Consider the following 17278-nt stretch of genomic DNA (forward strand, 5'->3'; position numbering starts at 1 on the left):
GTGGATACTTGTGCTTGGATGGCGGGACTTATAGCGGGATGCCCTGCGTGTCGCAACCCTCGTCGGGCGACGGGGGCCGTGACTGTGAAGGCTACGGGAAATCTGCGCGAGGCCTGTAGAATGGCGCGACTTTTTCATGCAGGAGTTCCGATGGAGCGGCCGTCTTTCCGCCTCGCCTTTCTCAATCCACGGTATTGGCCGCTCTGGCTGGGGCTTGGCCTGCTCTGGCTGCTGGTCCAATTGCCCTATGCCGCGCTGCTGCGCCTCGCCCAAGGGCTTGGCTGGATCTTCTATCACGTCGCTGGTCAGCGGCGGGCCATTGCCCGTCGAAACCTGGAGCTCTGTTTTCCCCAGCTCGACGAGCGGGCACGCGATCGGCTGCTACGCCGCAACTTCGCCAGCAGCGCCATGGCCCTGCTGGAAATGGCCATGAGCTGGTGGTGGCCGCGTCAGCGCCTGGCCCGGCTGGCCCATATCGAGGGCATCGAGCATCTGCAGGCCGCCCAGCGCGACGGGCAGGGCGTCATCCTCATGGCACTGCATTTCACCACTCTGGAAATCGGCGCGGCGCTTCTCGGGCAGCGGCATACCATCGACGGCATGTACCGCCAGCACAAGAATCCGGTGTTCGACTTCATTCAGCGCCGCGGTCGCGAGCGTCACAACCTGGACGCCACTGCCATTGAGCGCGAAGACGTCCGTGCCATGCTCAAGGTGCTGCGGGCCGGGCGGGCGATCTGGTATGCGCCCGACCAAGACTATGGCGCCAAGCAGAGCCTGTTCGTGCCCCTGTTCGGCATTCCTGCGGCCACCGTCACGGCCACCACCAAGTTCGCGCGGCTAGGACGGGCGCGGGTGCTGCCCTTCACCCAGGAGCGCCTGGCGGATGGCTCGGGCTACCGGCTGGTCGTCCATCCGCCCCTGGCCGACTTTCCTGGCGAGAGCGAGGAAGCCGATTGCCTGCGCATCAATCGGTGGGTCGAGCGGTGCGTCGGCCAGCTGCCGGAGCAATACCTCTGGGCCCATCGGCGCTTCAAGACCCGCCCGCCCGGCGAGCCCAAGCTGTATCCCAAGAAGAAGCGCTAGATGAGTGGCGCCGCCGAGCAGCGTACCGGGCTGATCCTGGCCGGCGGCGGTGCCCGCGCGGCTTACCAGGTCGGTGTGCTGCAGGTGGTGGCAGACACCCTGAGCGCCCCGGCGAACAATCCCTTTCCCATCCTCGTCGGTACCTCGGCTGGTGCCCTCAATGCGGCGGTACTGGCCTGCGGCGCTTTGGATTTCGGTCGCGCGGTAGCACGCCTGGCAGCGGTGTGGTCAGGGCTGGAAACCGGGATGATCTATCGCAGCGACTGGGGTGGAGCGACACGCCAGGCCGCGCGTTTCGGCCTGCAGACGGTGTTCGGCGCCTGGCGGCAAGAACCACTGGCCTTGCTCGACAACGCGCCGCTACGGGCGCTGCTCAGCCGCGAACTGGATTTCTCCGGCATCACCGCCGCCCTGCGCCAGCGCGCCTTGCGGGCGGTGGCGGTCACCGCCTTTGGCTATGCCTCGGGTCAGGCCATGACCTTCTACCAGGGCCATGGCACGCTCGATCCCTGGTTCCGCCATCGCCGGGTCGGGGTACCGGCGCGGCTGGCGGTCGATCACCTGCTGGCCAGTACGGCCATTCCGTTGTTCTTTCCGCCGGTCAAGGTGGGTCGCGAATATCTCGGGGACGGTTCGGTCAGGCAGACCGCACCCATCAGTCCGGCGCTGCATCTGGGGGCGGATCGAATCCTGGTGATAGGGCTCGGTGCCCCGGGTGGTAACGAGCTAGGTCTGCAGGGGCGGCCGCCCTCGGTGGCGCAGATCGGTGGGCATCTGCTCAACAGTACCTTCGTCGATGCCCTCGATAGCGATACCGAAACCCTGCGGCGACTCAATCTGCTCAGCAGCGCCCTGCCGGCCGGTGATCCGGTCACCGGGCGCTTCTGCCGCCCGGTGGAAATGCTGGTGATCTCGCCAAGCCAGCCTCTTGCCGACATCGCCACCCGCCACCGCAAACGCCTGCCGCCAGCATTGCGGCAGTTGCTGCGGGGCGTCGGCGTGAACCGGCCTTCCGGCAGCGCCTTGCTGAGTTATCTGCTGTTCGAGTCGGCCTACTGCCAGGAGCTCATGGCGCTGGGCCGGGCCGATGCCCAAGCCCGCTTACCGGAACTCCACAGCTTTCTCGCCGGGGGCTGACGCTTACTCGGCGATCTGCAGTTCACGCGCCTTGGTGTAGAAGTAGCGGATCTTCTCGTACTCGAACGGCGAATTCAGCTGGCCGTATCTCATGTCGGTGACGTATCTCAGGTTGATACCACGCAACACCATGATCTCCGGATGGCGACTGCTCTCGTCGTTGACGTTGAGGAAGTTCACCTGACTCTCCGCAGCGAAATCCACCGCCAGCCCGCCGGTATCGCGCAGGTTGGACGGACCGAGGATCGGCAGCATCAGGTAGGGACCATTGCCGACTCCGTAGAAGCCCAGGGTCTGGCCAAAGTCTTCCGGCTGCTTGATGAGGCCCACCTTGGTGGCCGGATCCCAGAGGCCGAACACCCCGATGGTGGTGTTGAGCAGCAGCCGGCCAGTGGTGTCCAGGGCACGACGGCCCTTGAACTGCAGGACACTGTTGAGCAGGTTGTTGACGTCACCCAGGTTGCTGAAGAAGTTGCTCACGCCGGAGCGGACGAAGCGCGGCGTGATCCAGCGGTAGCCATTGACCACTGGTAGCAGTACCCACTCATCCAGTCGGTAGTTGAAGTGATAGACGTGGCGGTTCCAGGATTCGAGCGGATCGTAGACGTCCAGGGCGACCAGGGAAGCTCGTTCGAATTCGCGTTGGTCCAGTCCCGAGTTGTACTTGAGCGTCGAGAGCGGATTGCTGAAACCGTCGGCCCCGACCGGTGCGGCCGGCATGGTGTCCGAGCCGATGGTCAGCGAGGAGGAGGGCAACGGGCTCGATTCGGCAGCGAAGACCGAGGCACTGGCCAGCAGAAGAAGAGCGAGCAGGGACTTAACCACGGGCGAAGAACTCCAGCATGGCGTTCGCATTGACGCGGTAGTTGAGATTGCCGCAATGGCCGCCGTGGGGGTAGACGGTCAAGCGATCGCCAAAGGTCTTGCGCAGGAAACCGAGGTCGCCCGGGCCGAGAATGATGTCGTCGGCATTATGCATGACGCCGATCTTGGTGCTGCTCTTCAAGTAGTCCTCAAGGGCCGTCAGACTGGATTTGCGCGCCAGATCGTCAAGGTTCTGCCCCTTGAAGTTCTTCTGCCAGAACGGCATCACCTGCTCGGTCATGTAGCAGTCGAAATCGCACTGCAGCGAGCGGGCGAAGAAGCGCGTCAGGCTGGTGCCTTCGGTGATGGGGTAGGTCGGCGGGGTGATCAGACCGCGACGATTGATCAGGTCGGAGGTGAAGGCGATGTCTGCTGCCGAGAAGCGAAAGGACGAGCCGATCAGCATGGCCAGTTCTTCGTTGCTCAGGCGCTCTGGCGAACGCTGGAAGTCGCGCACCACGGCGTCATTGAAGTCGACATAACCCTTTTCCTGGAAGTAGCGGGTCAGCTTCGCCAGGATGAGTTCGTAGAAGGTGCGGTTGTTGGTCACGCCCTTCACTTCGGTCTGTACCAGGCGATCGAGGTTGCGCACCGAGGTCAGCAGATTGACCGGGGGATTCACCATCAGCACCTTCTTGAAATTGAAGCTGCGCTGGCTCTCGTCGAGGTAGGAGACGAAGGCCGCATCCAGGCCACCCAGGCTGTAGCCGGTCAGGTAGTAATCGGTAACCGGCAGCTTGGGATGCTGGGCACGTACCGCCTGCATGGCGCGATAGAGATCCTCGGCGTCATGCGGGGTGTAGCCCGGGGTAGCGGTCCGCGAGACCGATACCATGAAGTCCCAGCTGGTGGGCGAGGACAGCTGCACCACGTGGTAGCCGGCGGCGTAATAGAGCCGCTTCAGGTATTCCTGGGTGCTGGAGGAATAGTTGGCGCCAGTGCCGGCGATGAGGAAAATCAGCGGCGCCGGATGGTCCTGGCGAGCGAGGCGGTAGTGGAATTTCTTGACTGGCCAGAAGTTGCCAGGCAGCTGATATTCCCGTTCCGGACGCAGGTTGATGCTGTAGTCATCCTGGTCGATGGTGCTTTCGGGCGGCAGCTCCGGCCGGAATTTTTCCGGCGTGGTGACAATGGTGGCCTCGAAAGGATTGACCAGGGGATAGCCATAGGTGGCGGCATCCACTTCGGCTGCCGCCTGCGCGGTACCGCAGAGACTGGAAAACAGCGCGCCCAGCAGGGCGGCGACGCGCAACGTAAAACGCATGGACAGAGTCCTTTCAGAGGGCTGAGAGCGTAGGTAAGACAACGGCCCGCCGATAGGTTGCATCGACAGGGGAAGGTTTCTGCGAGGCGTTGATTACAGAGCGGTCCATGGTCCGCGTCAAGCGACAACCGATGTCGTGAAAAGTGCGGCTCTTGTCGCTAACCGGTCTATGTAGGTCGTCCAGGCGGTAGTGGCCATCTTGCATTGCCCGAATGATGGGTATGGGGCAACCGCCCGAATTCCATAGCGAGAGGACTGCTGCATGAGCATGGTGAAGAAACTGTTGGGAATAGGACTCGGTGTTGCGCTCACCACCGCCATGGGCCTGGCCCAGGCGGCCAAGCCCGAAATCACCATCGGCTATGTCGATGGCTGGGCCGACAGCGTGGCAACCACCCACACCGCAGCTGAAGTGATCCGCCAGAATCTGGGCTATGAAGTCAAGCTCATGCCGGTTGCCGCCGGCATCATGTGGCAGGGCGTCGCTCGCGGCAAACTCGACGCCATGCTCTCCGCCTGGTTGCCGGTCACCCACGGCGCCTACTACGAGAAGATGAAAGACCAGGTGGTCGATCTGAACGTCAACACCCCCGACGCCAAGATCGGTTTGATCGTGCCGGAATACGTCAAGGCCAACAGCATCGCCGATCTGCAGGCGCAGAAAGCCGACTTCGGCGGCCGTATCATCGGTATCGACGCCGGTGCCGGGGTCATGATCAAGGCCGATCAGGCGATCAAGGACTACGGCCTGGATTACAAGCTCGTGGCCAGTTCGGGCAGCGGCATGATCGCCGAGCTGACCCGCGCCGAGAAGGACCAGAAGGCCGTCGTGGTGACCGGTTGGGTGCCGCACTGGATGTTCGCCAAGTGGAAACTCAAGTTCCTGGAAGATCCCAAGGGCGTATTCGGCGGCTCCGAGCATGTCGATACCGTGGCCAACCCCGCGCTGGAAGCCAAGGCCAAGCCGGTCTGGGACTTCCTGAAGAAGTTTGCCTGGCAGCCGGGTGAGGTGAACGAGGTGATGCTGGCGGTCGAAGAAGGCCAGAAGCCGGAAGAGGCCGCCAAGGCCTGGCTGGCCAAGCACCCGGATCGCGTGAAGTCCTGGCTGCCCTGAGACGTAGCCGAATGAAGAACGGGCCCCGCGGGGCCCGTTTTTTTTTAGCTGTGCAGCTGTTCGGCAGCGTACAGGGTGTTTTCCAGCAGGCAAGCCCGCGTCATGGGGCCGACTCCGCCCGGTACCGGGGTGATCCAGCTGGCACGTTCGCGCGCGCTTTCGTACTCCACGTCGCCAACCAGACGGCCGTCGGCCTGGCGATTGATGCCGACGTCGATGACGATGGCACCGGGCTTGATCCATTCGCCCTTGACCAACCCCGGCTTGCCCACGGCCACCACTACCAGGTCGGCCTGGCTGACATGATGTTCGAGGGAGCGGGTGAATCTGTGGGTGACCGTGGCGGTGCAGCCGGCCAGCAGCAATTCCAGCGCCATGGGGCGACCAACTATGTTGGAAGCGCCGACTACCACCGCATCCAGACCATAGAGGTCGACACCGGTGCTGTGCAGCAGGGTCATGATGCCCTTGGGCGTGCAGGGTCGCAGCTGGGGGTTGCGCTGCGCCAGACGGCCCAGGTTATAGGGGTGGAAGCCGTCCACGTCCTTGTCGGTGCGGATGCGTTCGAGCAGCGTGGTGGCATCCAGGTGGGCGGGGAGAGGCAGCTGCAGGAGGATGCCATCGACGCTGGTGTCGTCATTGAGACGGTCGATCAGGGCTTCCAGCTCCGCCTGGCTGGTGCTGGCAGGCAGGTCATGGGCATAGGAGTCGAAGCCTACCTCTTCGCAATCCTTGCGTTTGTGCGCCACATAGACGCGCGAGGCGGGATCGTCGCCGACCAGGATGACGGCGAGGCCAGGGGCGCGCAGTCCGGCGCTACGACGTTGAGAGACTCGCTGGGCAATATCCTGGCGCAGGCGGGCGGCAATGGACTTGCCGTCGATCAGTTGGGCGGTCATGGGCGGTTTCTGGTGGTGACGGAAAAGGGTCGGCTATTTTCGCATGGACGGGCCCACTGGCAACAGAGAAGCCTCGGGTGACGGCTAACTCATTCTTTCTGCTTAAAAATTTTTAAAAAATTAGTTGACGGGGTGCCGCGAGCTTTATAACATTCGCCCCGCTTGCCGAGCACAGCCCAAGTCACTGACAAGGGCCAGGCAAGAGACTTCTCACCAAGGAAGTCTCTGCTAGGGCAGCTGCCGTAACAGGCGCCCGTAGCTCAGCTGGATAGAGCATCCGCCTTCTAAGCGGATGGTCGCAGGTTCGAGTCCTGCCGGGCGCGCCATTGGCGGTTCGGCGACGGCAAGCATGTAAGATATGGTGGGCGTAGCTCAGTTGGTAGAGCACAGGATTGTGGCTCCTGGTGTCGTGGGTTCGATTCCCATCGTCCACCCCATATTCAGCGAACGCCAGACCTCGTGTCTGGCGTTCGTCTTTCAAGCGTCTCGCGGACGTGGTGGAATTGGTAGACACACCAGATTTAGGTTCTGGCGCCGCAAGGTGTGAGAGTTCGAGTCTCTCCGTCCGCACCAATCAAGATGCAAAGCAGAAAGCCGGCCCAGTGCCGGTTTTTTTGTGTCTGGAATTCGAGCGGCGGCCGGTGCCTTGAGGTGCGCAGCCGCCAGCGCCGCTGTTTCCAGCCTTGGGTGGTTAGTGGAGGTGCCGGAGCAGAGGCGCGCAGAGGGCGAGGCCAAAGGTGGTGCCAAACAGCAGGGCCCCGGTCCATTTCTGGCGGAAGCCGCTGGCTAGGCGTACGCCTGTGGGCGCTGGTGAGCTGTCCCTCACGGCCGCGTACGGGTGCGGGTCGTCGAACAGGGTGATCGAGCGGGTCAGTTGGGTTCGCATGATCCGGCCTCTCGCTGTGTGCACTAATAGTTATTGCCACCTTTCGAGAGTAGCGCGCCGGGCAATCAATGCAAGTTGCAGGCGGATCACTGGCGGACAGGGCGCGTGCGGGCAGGCGAGCGTCGGGTCAACGACGGACTCGCTGTGCCTGGTAGCTGAAGACGCCAGGCGACAGACGGTCAGGCAAGGGTCTCGCTCAGCAGGAAGAGCGTACCGCCGATGGCGCCGCCACTGAGCAGCACCAGGGTCAGCAAGACGCTGCCGACCCACTGAGCGATGTCGTCACTGATTTCGTAGTCCGAGTTCATGCCAGGCTCCAGGTAGAGATACCCGTCCTAGATATCAGTCGTCCGTTACAGTGCGACGACGCCGCAGCGATGACGTCTGGCCGGGCACCTCAGCTGGAGGCCCAACTCAGCCACAGCGTCTGTTCTTCGCTTAGCTGGCCGACCTCACGTAGCGCGCGTTCAAGGTCTTCCCGTACCCGGCGCTTGAGATCGGCATTGAGGTCGATCTGGGCGGTTTCCGCCAACTGATCGGCAAACGAGAGGTCCGCGCTGAGCTGGCGTAATCGAGGGCCGATGAAATCCTTTTGCTGCATGAGCCGCTCCTGGTTCCTGATGCCCCGGAGTGTGGCATGAGCCGGCTTCCACTGAACATAAGTCGGAAAGATATTGTCTGACTCGATTGGTTAAAAGTTCGACTTGCGTCGTTTTGAGACAAGGCAATGTCCGAAGCGGTAAGAGTTTTATAGGGAAGCAAGGATCATGAGCGGGAATTCGACGCGCAAGCTGCTGGTATTGACGGCAGGTTTCGGTCTGCTGGTAGTGGCCGCCGTGGCGACCACGCACAAGAGCGATTCGACTGGCAGCGAGCCGGCCGTGGTAGCGACGACGGCGCCGCCGGTGGCAGCCCATGCACCGACCACGGGTACCCATCCCGTTGCCGAAGAGCACAAGCAGGATCTGCAGAGCTTTCTCGCTCAAGCCTCGTTGACGCCCTGCGGCGTCTCGATACCGGCGACCATCAGCGATCCTGCCTGTCGTGACGCGGTCGCGACCCATGCTCGCCATGCGGGCTATGACGATGCGGAGATCACCGCCTACCTGGACGCGCATCGCCCAAGATGATCCCTCAGACATAGCGCCACGGGTTATAAGCAAAGATTCTTTCAATATATCTCGGCATAACCTGAGTCGTTATCCTGTGCGGCCGCTAGATGAGCCGACAACGGCAATTGGGGCTGTAATGGAAGTAGGGGCAATAGGCTTCGTGATCGCGGGGCTGGTGGTGGGCTTCATCGTGGGCATGACCGGGGTAGGGGGCGGCTCCCTGATGACGCCCATCCTGCTCTGGTTCGGGATCAACCCGGCCGCCGCGGTGGGTACCGATCTGCTCTATGCCGCCATCACCAAGGCCGGTGGCGTCTTCGTCCATCAGCGCAATCGCAACATCGACTGGGCCGTGACCGGCTGGCTGGCCGCAGGCAGCGTACCGGCCGCGCTGCTGACGCTACTCGCCCTGGCGCTCTTGCCGGGCGATCAGCACGCCACCAATGCGCTGATCAAGCAGGCGCTGGGCATCGTGCTGTTGCTGACGGCCCTGGCCATCCTGTTCAAGCGGCAGATCTTTGCCTTCGCCAATCGCCATGCCGGCGACAGACTGCACCTGAGTGCCGGTCGCCTCATCGCCCTGACGGTGCTGACCGGCGCAGTGCTGGGCTTCATGGTGACCCTGACCTCCATTGGCGCCGGGGCCTTGGGCACGGTCGCGCTCTTTCTGCTCTATCCGTTGATGGCGACCCGGCGGCTGGTCGGCACCGAAATCGCCCATGCGGTCCCCCTGACCCTGGTGGCGGGGCTCGGTCATGCCGGCCTGGGCAATCTGGACTGGCACGTGCTGGGCTTTCTGCTGCTGGGTTCGCTACCGGGCATCTTCATGGGCAGTCATCTCTCCGGACGGGTGCCGGACAAGGTACTGCGGCCTTGCCTCGCGATCATGCTGATGCTCATTGGCGCCAAGCTGGTGGCGTGAGACCAGCTGCAAGCGAAACGGGTCATTCGTCAGACGACTACTGGCGCTCCGCTGAGCGAAAACCTCTCTAGGATAGACGGAACTCAAATTGTTATCGCAATTGCCGATAGCCTGATTGCCGAGTCCCTTCCTGGAGTTGCCCCCATGTCTTCCGCTTTCACCGCCTCTGCCACCGTCGATGATGCCAGCGCCTATCACACCCTGCGCCAGGCCCTGGATCGCTCCCTGGCGGTGATCGAGTTCGATCTGCAGGGGACGGTGCTGCATGCCAACGGCAATTTCCTGGAGACCTTCGGTTATCGCCTGGATGAGATCAGCGGACGCCACCATCGTCTGTTCTGCCCGGCGGCAGTGGCCGAGAGCGAAGACTACCAGGCGTTCTGGGAGACGCTGAGTCGTGGCGAGTTCCGCAGTGGCGTCTATCGACGCAAGCGCAAGGACGGCAGCCTGGTGTGGATTCGCGCCACCTATAACCCGCTGCTGGATGCCGAGGGCAAACCCCAGCGCATCATCAAGTTCGCCACCGATATCACTGAAGCCCGGCTGCAGGCGGTGGAGTTCGAGGGCAAGATCGCAGCCATCCATCGCTCCCAGGCGGTGATCGAATTCGATCTGCAGGGCAACGTGCTCTGGGCCAACGACAACTTCCTCGACATGACCGGCTACGCGCTGGATGAGCTGCGCGGGCGGCATCATAGTCTGATGTGCCCGGCCGACTACGCTCGCTCGCCGGAATATGCCCTGCTGTGGAATCGACTGGGCCAGGGCACCTTCGATACCGGCGTCTACAAGCGTATCCGCCGCGATGGCCGACCGATCTGGATCCAGGCCACCTACAATCCCATCCTCGACAGCGACGGCCGACCCTACAAGGTGGTGAAGTTCGCCACCGACGTGACCGACGCGCAACTCCAGGCCGCCGAATTCGAAGGCAAGATGGCCGCCATTGATCGGGCCCAGGCGGTGATCGAATTCGATCTGCACGGCACCATCCTCGACGCCAACGAAAATTTCCTCGCCGCACTCGGCTATCGCCTGGAAGAGGTGCGTGGCAAGCATCACCGGATCTTCTGCGAACCGGATGATGCGCGCTCGCCGGGGTATCGGCTGTTCTGGGAAAAGCTCGGCCGCGGCGACTTCGATGCCGGCTTGTACAAGCGCCGCGCCAGCGATGGGCGTCAGGTGTGGATCCAGGCCACCTACAATCCCATCCTCGATGCCGAGGGCAAACCCTACAAGGTCGTCAAATTCGCCAGTGACGTGACCGAAAGTCAGCTGCGCAACAGCGACTACGAAGGCAAGGTAGCGGCCATCGACCGGTCCCAGGCCATCGCCGAATTCTCGCTGGACGGCACGGTGCTGACCGCCAACCGCAACTTCCTGCTTGCCTTGGGTTACCAGGCCGACGAGATAGTGGGCAAGCATCACCGCCTGTTCTGCGCTGACGACTATGCCCGCTCGGCGGAGTATCGGTTGTTCTGGGATAAGCTTGGGCGCGGTGAATTCGATGCCGGGGTGTACAAGCGGCGCAACAGTCGTGGCGAGGAGATCTGGATCCAGGCCACCTATAACCCGATCTTCGACGCCGACGGCAAGCCGTGCAAGGTGGTGAAGTTCGCCGTGGACATCACCGAGAGTCAGATTCGCAACAGCGACTATGCCGGCAAGGTGGCCGCCATCGATCGCGGCCAGGCGGTGATCGAGTTCGACCTGACCGGCAATATCCTCGATGCCAATCGCAACTTCCTGGCTACCCTCGGCTATCGCCTGGAAGAGATTCGTGGCCAGCATCATCGGCTCTTCTGCGAAGCCGAGCACGTCGCTTCCAGCGAGTACCGTGAGTTCTGGGCGCGACTGGCTCAGGGCGAGGTGTTCGGCGGGCGCTTCATGCGGCTGAGCAAGTTCGGTCAGCGGATCTGGATCCAGGCGACCTACAACCCGATCTTCGACGCCGAAGGGCAGGTGCACAAGGTGGTGAAGTTCGCCACCGACATCACCCGTCAGGTCGAGATGGAGCAGCACGTGCGGCAGAAGATCGAGCAGATGAATCTCTCGCTGCACGCCCTGACCCGTTCCATCAACCAGATCGCCGAGACCACCGATGACGCCAACCGCATGGCGCGCCGCACCCTGGAGGAAGCCGAGCGCGGCTCCCTGACGCTGACTCGCTCGCTGGATGCCATGGCTGCCATAGGCACCACCGCCGGTGGTATCCAGGACATCGTTCAGGTCATCAGCGACATCGCCAACCAGACCAACATGCTGGCCTTCAACGCCGCCATCGAGGCCGCTCGTGCCGGTGAGCACGGCCTGGGCTTCTCGGTGGTGGCCGACGAGGTACGCAAGCTTGCCGAGAAGTCGTCCCAGGCGACCAAGGAGATCAACAAGCTGATCCTGGAGTCGGTCAAGAGCATCGCCCAGGGCAGTGAGATCTCCCGCAGCGTGGGAGAGGCCTTCGGCATGATCGCCGAAGGGGTGGGCAAGACCCAACAGTCCATCGAGGCCATCAACGGCTCCACCGCCGCGCAGCTCGACGATGCGGCGCGGGTCAATCAGCTGATCCAGGAGCTGGACGCCGCCACTACGCTCGCGCCGGTCGTGGGAGGACCGCGTTCGTGATGCAGACCCAGGGCGTCGTGCGGATCGGTGACCTGGAAGTCGCCATCGCCGCCCAGGCCCTGGAGCGCGTAGTGGCCTGGCCGGAGCGCCTGGTGCCTCATCCCAGCCCGGCGTCCTGGATGCTCGGTCTCTTCGAGCTGGACGGGCGCCCGCTGCCCCTGGTCGACGGTCATCGCCTGTTGGGATTGCCCCCGGTGGAAACGCCGCGGCGGGTCGCCGTGATTCGTCAGGGCGGCGGCCGCTTCGGCCTGAGCATCGACGGCGTGGTGGATATCCTCAATCTCGCGCGCGAGGCCATCGTGGCGCTGCAGGGGGCAGCCGGTCGCCTGCTGGGGCGCATCCATCTGCAGCCGGAGACGGGACGGATCATCCACCTGCTGGATCTGGAGGTACTGGCGGCGTTGCCAGGTTTCGAGGCCAGCGCCGAGGCGCCGGCGGGTCGGCACCAGGCCGCCAGCGCGGACCGTAAAGGCGAGCGTCTCTATCTGCTGTTCGAGTGCGATGGCCGGCGCCTGTGCCTGGATGCGGCGGTGGTACAGGAGCTGGTGGATCGACCGCAGCTGGAGCCCACTGAGTTCGCCAGCGACAGCTGTCGCCATCACGTCCAGCTGCGTGGCCAGACGCTGCCGGTGCTCGAACTGTCCACGTTACTCGGCCTGACCACCTCGACGGTCCACGGTCGCGAGCAGTTGCTGGTGTTGGCCGCGGGCGAGCGGGGCGAGTACCGGGTGGCCTTCGGCTTCGAGCGCCTACTCGGCATGTGGCGCCGTGACCCGGCGCAGTGCGCGCCGCTGCTCGACTTCGGCCTGGAGCAGCCAGGGCTGTTGCGGGGGGTGTTCAGCGACGCGGACGGCGAGTCGGCGGTGGTGCTCGATCACGCTGCCCTGGGGCGCCAGGAGGCCGCCGTGGCCTATGCACGCATCTATCGCACCGACCGCAATCTCCTGAACGAGGAGCGTCAGCGGACCCGGCGTCAGCCCTGCCTGAGTTTTCTTGCCGGCGCGCTGTTCGCGGTGCCCTTGGAACAGGTGGCCGAGGTCTTGCCGCTGCCGCCGCGCTATCTGCGCCTGGGGCAGCGCGATCCACGATTGCTGGGGCTGCTGGAAGTGCGGGGGCAGCAGATCACCCTGGTCTGCCTCCGTACCCTGGCGGGGGAGACGGCGGTCGAATCCGCCGCCAGCGATCAGGTGATCGTGGTTCAGGGCGAGCGTCAGCGCCTGGGCTTCGTGGTCCAGCGGGTAGAGGCCATCGAGAGCTTTACCGATCTGCGCGAGGATGCCCTGGCACGCAGCTGGCAATTGCCGGAGGACGGCCGGCTGGCGGCGCAGCGGGCGCTGAGTTGGGTAGGTATCGGTACGGCGGGTAATAGTCGTCAGGCGACTCTGATCGACCTGCTCGGGCTGGTCCGCCGCTTCGAAGGCCAGGCCAGCCAGCAAGGTTTGCCGGTCAATTGAGGCTACCATTCGTCGATTCCTTGAACGGTATCCTGGCCGCCATCGGGAAGGGAGCCGTGGCTGCCCAGGTGAAGGCCATCGAAGCAGTAGGGGCGACCTAGAGCCTGTAGGAATTCGCGGCCAATGCCACGGCCTGCCTGGCGCTGGCGCCAGCGCGACCATAACTGGCTCTTTGCCGCTAGACGCGCCGTCCGGTGGGGTTTCAAGAAATGTCGCGGCGCGTCGAACCAGAGTAGGACACAACTTACCTGGGTGATCCCATGTTCAACTCCGCACTCAAACGCCGTATCGCTGATCTCGAAGCCGAGCTGGCCGAGCACCGTCAGCTGCGCGCGGCGTTCTGCAACGATGCCATTAGCCTACTGCTGGACGCCCAGGGCCGCATCGAGGATTTCAACGAGAACTTCGCGCTCTGCCTGGGCTATGCCCCGGGCAGCCTGACCGGGCGCAATCTGGATGACATCATTCCGGACTATGTGAAATGCATGGAATGCTATGGCGACCTGAAACGCAGCTTCAGCGAAGGTCGCCAGGTGAGCGGCATCTATCGTCTGATCCGTAGCACTGGCGGCATTGCCTGGCTCTATGCGATCTGGACGCCGGTGCGCGACACCCAGGGTCGGGTCAAGCAGATCTGCTGCTATGCCTACGACCGCACCGAGCAGGTGGAAACCGCCACCGAGCACTCAGGGATCATCAATGCCCTGTTGCGCTCCACCGCAGTAATCGAATTCAACCTGGCGGGCGAGGTGCTTACCGCCAACGAGCGGTTCCTCCAGGGCATGGGCTATTCGCTGGCGCAGATCGTCGGCAAGCACCACCGGATGTTCTGCACTCGGGAAGAGGCGGAGTCTCCGGATTATCGCGTCTTCTGGGACCGGCTGAATCGCGGCGACTATGTCGCCAGTCGCTTCAAGCGCATTGACAGCCACGGCCGCACGGTCTGGTTGGAGGCGTCCTACAATCCGGTGCTCAATACCCGCGGCGAGCTGTACAAGGTCATCAAGTTCGCCACCGTCATCACTGAACAGGTAGAGCAGGAGCTGGCCGTGGCCGAAGCCGCGCGGGTCGCCTTCGACATCTCCCAGACCACCGATGAAAGCGCTCGTCAGGGCGCGGCCGTGGTGCAGGACACGGTAGCGGTGATGACCCGCATCGCCGACGAGATCCAGGTCGCCGCCAACGGTATCGAGGACCTTGGCAAACAGTCGCTGGTGATCAGTTCCATCGTCAAGACCATCAGTGGGATCGCCGAGCAGACCAATCTGCTGGCGCTCAACGCCGCCATCGAGGCGGCGCGGGCCGGCGAGCAGGGGCGCGGTTTCGCCGTGGTCGCGGACGAGGTTCGGCAGTTGGCCGGGCGCACCAGCAAGGCCACCGAGGAGATCGTCGGGGTGGTACAGCAGAACCAGCAACTGGCCCAGACCGCGGTCAGCAACATGGCAGCGAGTCGGCAACAGGCGGAGCAGGGCCTGCACCTGGCCAGCAACGCTGGGGTGCGCATCACCGAGATCCAGGACGGCGCCCGCCAGGTGGTGGGTGCGGTCAGCCAGTTCGCCCGGCGGCTGAGTTAAGGCTGCTCGCCCCAGCCGGCGGCGCTGTACCACCGATAGCCCTCGGCCGTGAGCTCCAGCCAACGGCCCTGGTGGATGACCATCCGGGTGGCCACCTCGGGGCTGGCCAGGCCGGTCGCTACCAGCAGGCTGCGGATCAGGGCGCCGTGGGCCACCAGCAGGGTGGGGCCATCTAGCGCCTCCAGCAGCGGGCGAACCCGCTCGGCCGCATCCGCATAGCTTTCCCCACCCGGTACCCGAAAGGTATAGGGCTCGGCAGCGCGGCTGGCGTGCTGCTCGGGATAGCGCTGGGCGATGGTGGGCATGTCCAGGCCTTCCCAGTCGCCAAAGGCCTTTTCCGCCAGGCGCGCGTCCCGGCCCAGGCTCCTTGGGGTACCGGGCAGTTGCGCGAGGATCAGTTCAAGGGTTTCGCTGGCGCGCTGCAGCGGGCTGCTCAGGCAGGCGAAGGGACCTATGTCGTAGCGTTCGCGCAGGGCTAGGCCGACGGCCTGTGCCTGGGCACGACCGCGAGCGTTCAGCGGGATGTCCTGGCGTCCCTGCAGGCGGCCGCTGGCGTTCCAGTCGGTTTCGCCGTGACGGATCACCAGCAAGGGAGTGGGCAAAGGCAAAGGCATCAATCCAGGGCAGTGGGTAGAGTCAGGATGAAGCGCTGACGACCGTTCTCCAGGCGGGCGATCAAGCTGCCGCCATGGCCGCGGGCGATCTCCTGGGCGAGATAGAGGCCCAGCGCCAGGCCGGCGGGTCGTTGCGCGTCGGCCTGGGTCAGCGCGGGCTGGAACAGTTGGGCCAGGGTAGCAGGGTCCACCGTGGCGGCGCTGCTGTTCACCTCGAGTTGGTAGCTGCGCTCTTCGAGCGCACCGCGCAGGACGAGGGTGTCACCCGCAGGGCTCTGGACGGCGGCCTGCTCGAGCAGGGCGCCCACCGCCTGCAGGAGGCGCGGCAGATCGAGCCGGAGCGCAGCCGGCAGCACGGGCAACTCGCCGTTGAAATGCCGATCAGGAAAGCGCGCCTGCAGTGTCGCGAGCAAGCTGGCGAGACGTTCGTTCACGCCATCCTCCAGCGCCAGCTTCAAGGGCAGGCCCAGCCCCAGGCGCGTCCGTACGAAGTCGGCCGCCTCGCCACAGCGCCTGGCCAGCCTGCCGGCCTCGGCTTGCCCATCGCGGGCCTGGGAATCCTGGGTGGCCAGCGCCTGCAGCGGCCGCTGCAGGTCCTGTTCAAAAAGCACCAGCAACTGCTCGCGCAGCGTTTGCAGATCGCTGTCGCCGCGCGGTCCGGGCATTTCTTCACGGCGTAGCTCTTCGCGTGCGAGCAGTTCGCCCAGCAAGCGGGCGAACCCCTCCAGGGTGGTGATCACCGAGCCCTGCTCCAGTCGCGGAGCGGGTCGAGGATCGAAGGCGCAGAGGGTGCCGAAGAAGGTGCCATTGGGGCGGAATACGGGCACTGACAGATAGCTCTTCCAGCCATAGAGGCTGGGCGCCGGGTGGTCGCAGTAGGTGGGATTCTGTTCCACGTCGCTGATGACCACGGCGTCGTGGGAAGAGCGCACGTGATTGCAGAGGGTGGACTCGAGATCCAGCTCCGCGCCGGGTTGCAGGCCGTAGGCGATCCGATCCTCCACGGCGCAGGCGATCCAGCGCTGGTCGGTGACCTCCGCGATGGTGGCGACACCGAGGCCGCTGACCTCGCACACGACGCGCAGGAGCGCCGCGACGGAATCCAGCGACGCCAGCATTTCAAGGCTTTCCACGGCGCTGGAGGGGTGACTGGACATGGTGTGGTAACTCTCTGACGGACAAGGCCTGAACGCTAGGCCAAGAGATGCCGGAGGGCAACCATCAGCTAGGCGTCGTTGAGGTTGTTCCAGGCTACGACTAGCCGATCAGATCGGTCGCGTAGGCCAGTACGGTAAGGCAGAGCAGTAGCAGCAGCAGGTTGGCCGGGGTGATGCTTTTCATCAATGGGATCCTCTCACGCAAGGGGTTTTCCTTGTCCAGGTACACCTGGAAACGCCACGTCGGCGCGGGGGATCGCTAGGGGTGGAGCGGGTAGGTTCATCTCTGCGTCTCGATACTGCTGGCAAAGGACAGGAGTCGGAACGCCACTGTCGCCGTTCGTTCAGCGCCTGCCAGGGCAGCTGCGACATCTGGTCGAAGCGGCAGTGCGAGCGGTTCGCAGTTGCCAACGGCTGAGCAAGCCGGTAGCGTGACGCCCCATGCGAACCTTCCTCTGTCCTATCAGCGCTTATTACTACTACCTGACCAATATCGGGTGGTAGGTACTGCGCTGCATGACCGAACCGCCTAGGGCGGCTCGGTCAAGGCAACTTCTCCCGGTCTCCCTGGCACCG

At 63.9% G+C, this 17278-nt stretch carries 13 protein-coding genes, 3 tRNA genes and 4 pseudogenes; 13 read left to right on the forward strand and 7 right to left on the reverse strand.

Features of this window, described 5'->3' with window-relative positions:
- Positions 1-150 precede the first annotated feature (150 nt).
- Both ACUCV0_RS04050 and ACUCV0_RS04055 read left to right on the forward strand, forming a co-directional pair.
- Positions 151-1086: a lipid A biosynthesis lauroyl acyltransferase gene (locus ACUCV0_RS04050; protein ID WP_482212061.1), complete on the forward strand. Its 936-nt coding sequence runs from the start codon at positions 151-153 to the stop codon at positions 1084-1086.
- Positions 1087-2223: a patatin-like phospholipase family protein gene (locus ACUCV0_RS04055; RefSeq protein WP_482212062.1), complete on the forward strand. Its 1137-nt coding sequence runs from the start codon at positions 1087-1089 to the stop codon at positions 2221-2223.
- Between the two features lie 3 nt (positions 2224-2226).
- On the opposite strand, the gene ACUCV0_RS04060 is transcribed toward ACUCV0_RS04055, so the two are convergent.
- Both ACUCV0_RS04060 and ACUCV0_RS04065 read right to left on the reverse strand, forming a co-directional pair.
- A complete protein-coding gene (locus ACUCV0_RS04060; RefSeq protein ID WP_420480512.1) occupies positions 2227-2943 on the reverse strand; it encodes an MlaA family lipoprotein in 717 nt (238 codons plus the stop codon).
- 97 nt (positions 2944-3040) lie between these two features.
- Complete coding sequence (locus ACUCV0_RS04065) at positions 3041-4351, reverse strand: alpha/beta fold hydrolase family protein (RefSeq protein WP_482212063.1); 1311 nt, start codon at positions 4349-4351, stop codon at positions 3041-3043.
- A gap of 262 nt (positions 4352-4613) precedes the next feature.
- Here ACUCV0_RS04065 and ACUCV0_RS04070 point away from each other — a divergent pair, with 262 nt between their 5' ends.
- Positions 4614-5465: a glycine betaine ABC transporter substrate-binding protein gene (locus ACUCV0_RS04070; RefSeq protein WP_313647921.1), complete on the forward strand. Its 852-nt coding sequence runs from the start codon at positions 4614-4616 to the stop codon at positions 5463-5465.
- A 44-nt stretch (positions 5466-5509) separates the two neighbouring features.
- Here the strand turns inward: ACUCV0_RS04070 and folD are convergent, their stop codons facing one another.
- Positions 5510-6364: a bifunctional methylenetetrahydrofolate dehydrogenase/methenyltetrahydrofolate cyclohydrolase FolD gene (gene folD, locus ACUCV0_RS04075; protein WP_059314516.1), complete on the reverse strand. Its 855-nt coding sequence runs from the start codon at positions 6362-6364 to the stop codon at positions 5510-5512.
- 249 nt (positions 6365-6613) lie between these two features.
- On the opposite strand from folD, the gene ACUCV0_RS04080 reads away from it, so the two are divergent.
- The 3 genes from ACUCV0_RS04080 (at position 6614) to ACUCV0_RS04090 (ending at position 6937) form a co-directional block, all read left to right on the forward strand.
- A tRNA-Arg gene (locus ACUCV0_RS04080) sits at positions 6614-6690 on the forward strand.
- A gap of 35 nt (positions 6691-6725) precedes the next feature.
- Positions 6726-6801, forward strand: a tRNA-His gene (locus ACUCV0_RS04085).
- A gap of 51 nt (positions 6802-6852) precedes the next feature.
- A tRNA-Leu gene (locus tag ACUCV0_RS04090) sits at positions 6853-6937 on the forward strand.
- A 492-nt stretch (positions 6938-7429) separates the two neighbouring features.
- On the opposite strand, the gene ACUCV0_RS04095 is transcribed toward ACUCV0_RS04090, so the two are convergent.
- Together ACUCV0_RS04095 and ACUCV0_RS04100 are read right to left on the reverse strand one after the other, a co-directional pair.
- Positions 7430-7558: a hypothetical protein gene (locus ACUCV0_RS04095; RefSeq protein ID WP_257721113.1), complete on the reverse strand. Its 129-nt coding sequence runs from the start codon at positions 7556-7558 to the stop codon at positions 7430-7432.
- An 89-nt stretch (positions 7559-7647) separates the two neighbouring features.
- On the reverse strand, positions 7648-7851 hold the full coding sequence (locus ACUCV0_RS04100; RefSeq protein ID WP_482212064.1) for a hypothetical protein: 204 nt from the start codon (positions 7849-7851) through the stop codon (positions 7648-7650).
- Positions 7852-8017: 166 nt separating this feature from the next.
- Between ACUCV0_RS04100 and ACUCV0_RS04105 the strand changes: the two genes are divergently transcribed.
- From ACUCV0_RS04105 to ACUCV0_RS04135, 7 genes and pseudogenes are all read left to right on the forward strand, one after another.
- Positions 8018-8380 (forward strand): hypothetical protein, encoded by a 363-nt coding sequence (locus ACUCV0_RS04105; protein WP_271654595.1) that lies wholly within the window; start codon positions 8018-8020, stop codon positions 8378-8380.
- Between the two features lie 118 nt (positions 8381-8498).
- Positions 8499-9284, forward strand: a complete 786-nt coding sequence (locus ACUCV0_RS04110) for a sulfite exporter TauE/SafE family protein (RefSeq protein ID WP_482212065.1) — start codon at positions 8499-8501, stop codon at positions 9282-9284.
- A 144-nt stretch (positions 9285-9428) separates the two neighbouring features.
- Positions 9429-11291: pseudogene (locus tag ACUCV0_RS04115) on the forward strand (PAS domain-containing protein); the annotation flags it as partial.
- A gap of 165 nt (positions 11292-11456) precedes the next feature.
- Positions 11457-11903: pseudogene (locus ACUCV0_RS04120) on the forward strand (methyl-accepting chemotaxis protein); the annotation flags it as partial.
- Positions 11903-13357 carry a chemotaxis protein CheW gene (locus ACUCV0_RS04125; RefSeq protein WP_313647994.1) on the forward strand — a complete coding sequence of 485 codons (1455 nt, stop codon included), beginning with the start codon at positions 11903-11905 and terminating at the stop codon, positions 13355-13357. The pseudogene ACUCV0_RS04120 and the gene ACUCV0_RS04125, both read left to right, overlap by 1 nt.
- A 260-nt stretch (positions 13358-13617) precedes the next feature.
- Positions 13618-14388 (forward strand): annotated as a pseudogene (locus ACUCV0_RS04130) (PAS domain-containing protein); the annotation flags it as partial.
- A gap of 105 nt (positions 14389-14493) precedes the next feature.
- A pseudogene (locus ACUCV0_RS04135) lies at positions 14494-14931 on the forward strand (methyl-accepting chemotaxis protein); the annotation flags it as partial.
- Here the strand turns inward: ACUCV0_RS04135 and ACUCV0_RS04140 are convergent.
- Together ACUCV0_RS04140 and ACUCV0_RS04145 are read right to left on the reverse strand one after the other, a co-directional pair.
- Complete coding sequence (locus ACUCV0_RS04140; protein WP_482212066.1) at positions 14928-15539, reverse strand: histidine phosphatase family protein; 612 nt, start codon at positions 15537-15539, stop codon at positions 14928-14930. The pseudogene ACUCV0_RS04135 and the gene ACUCV0_RS04140 sit on opposite strands and share 4 nt — an antisense overlap.
- A 5-nt stretch (positions 15540-15544) precedes the next feature.
- On the reverse strand, positions 15545-16702 hold the full coding sequence (locus tag ACUCV0_RS04145; protein ID WP_482212067.1) for a GAF domain-containing sensor histidine kinase: 1158 nt from the start codon (positions 16700-16702) through the stop codon (positions 15545-15547).
- Positions 16703-17278 lie beyond the last annotated feature (576 nt).

The organism is Pseudomonas sp. VMV1 (assembly GCF_056790235.1).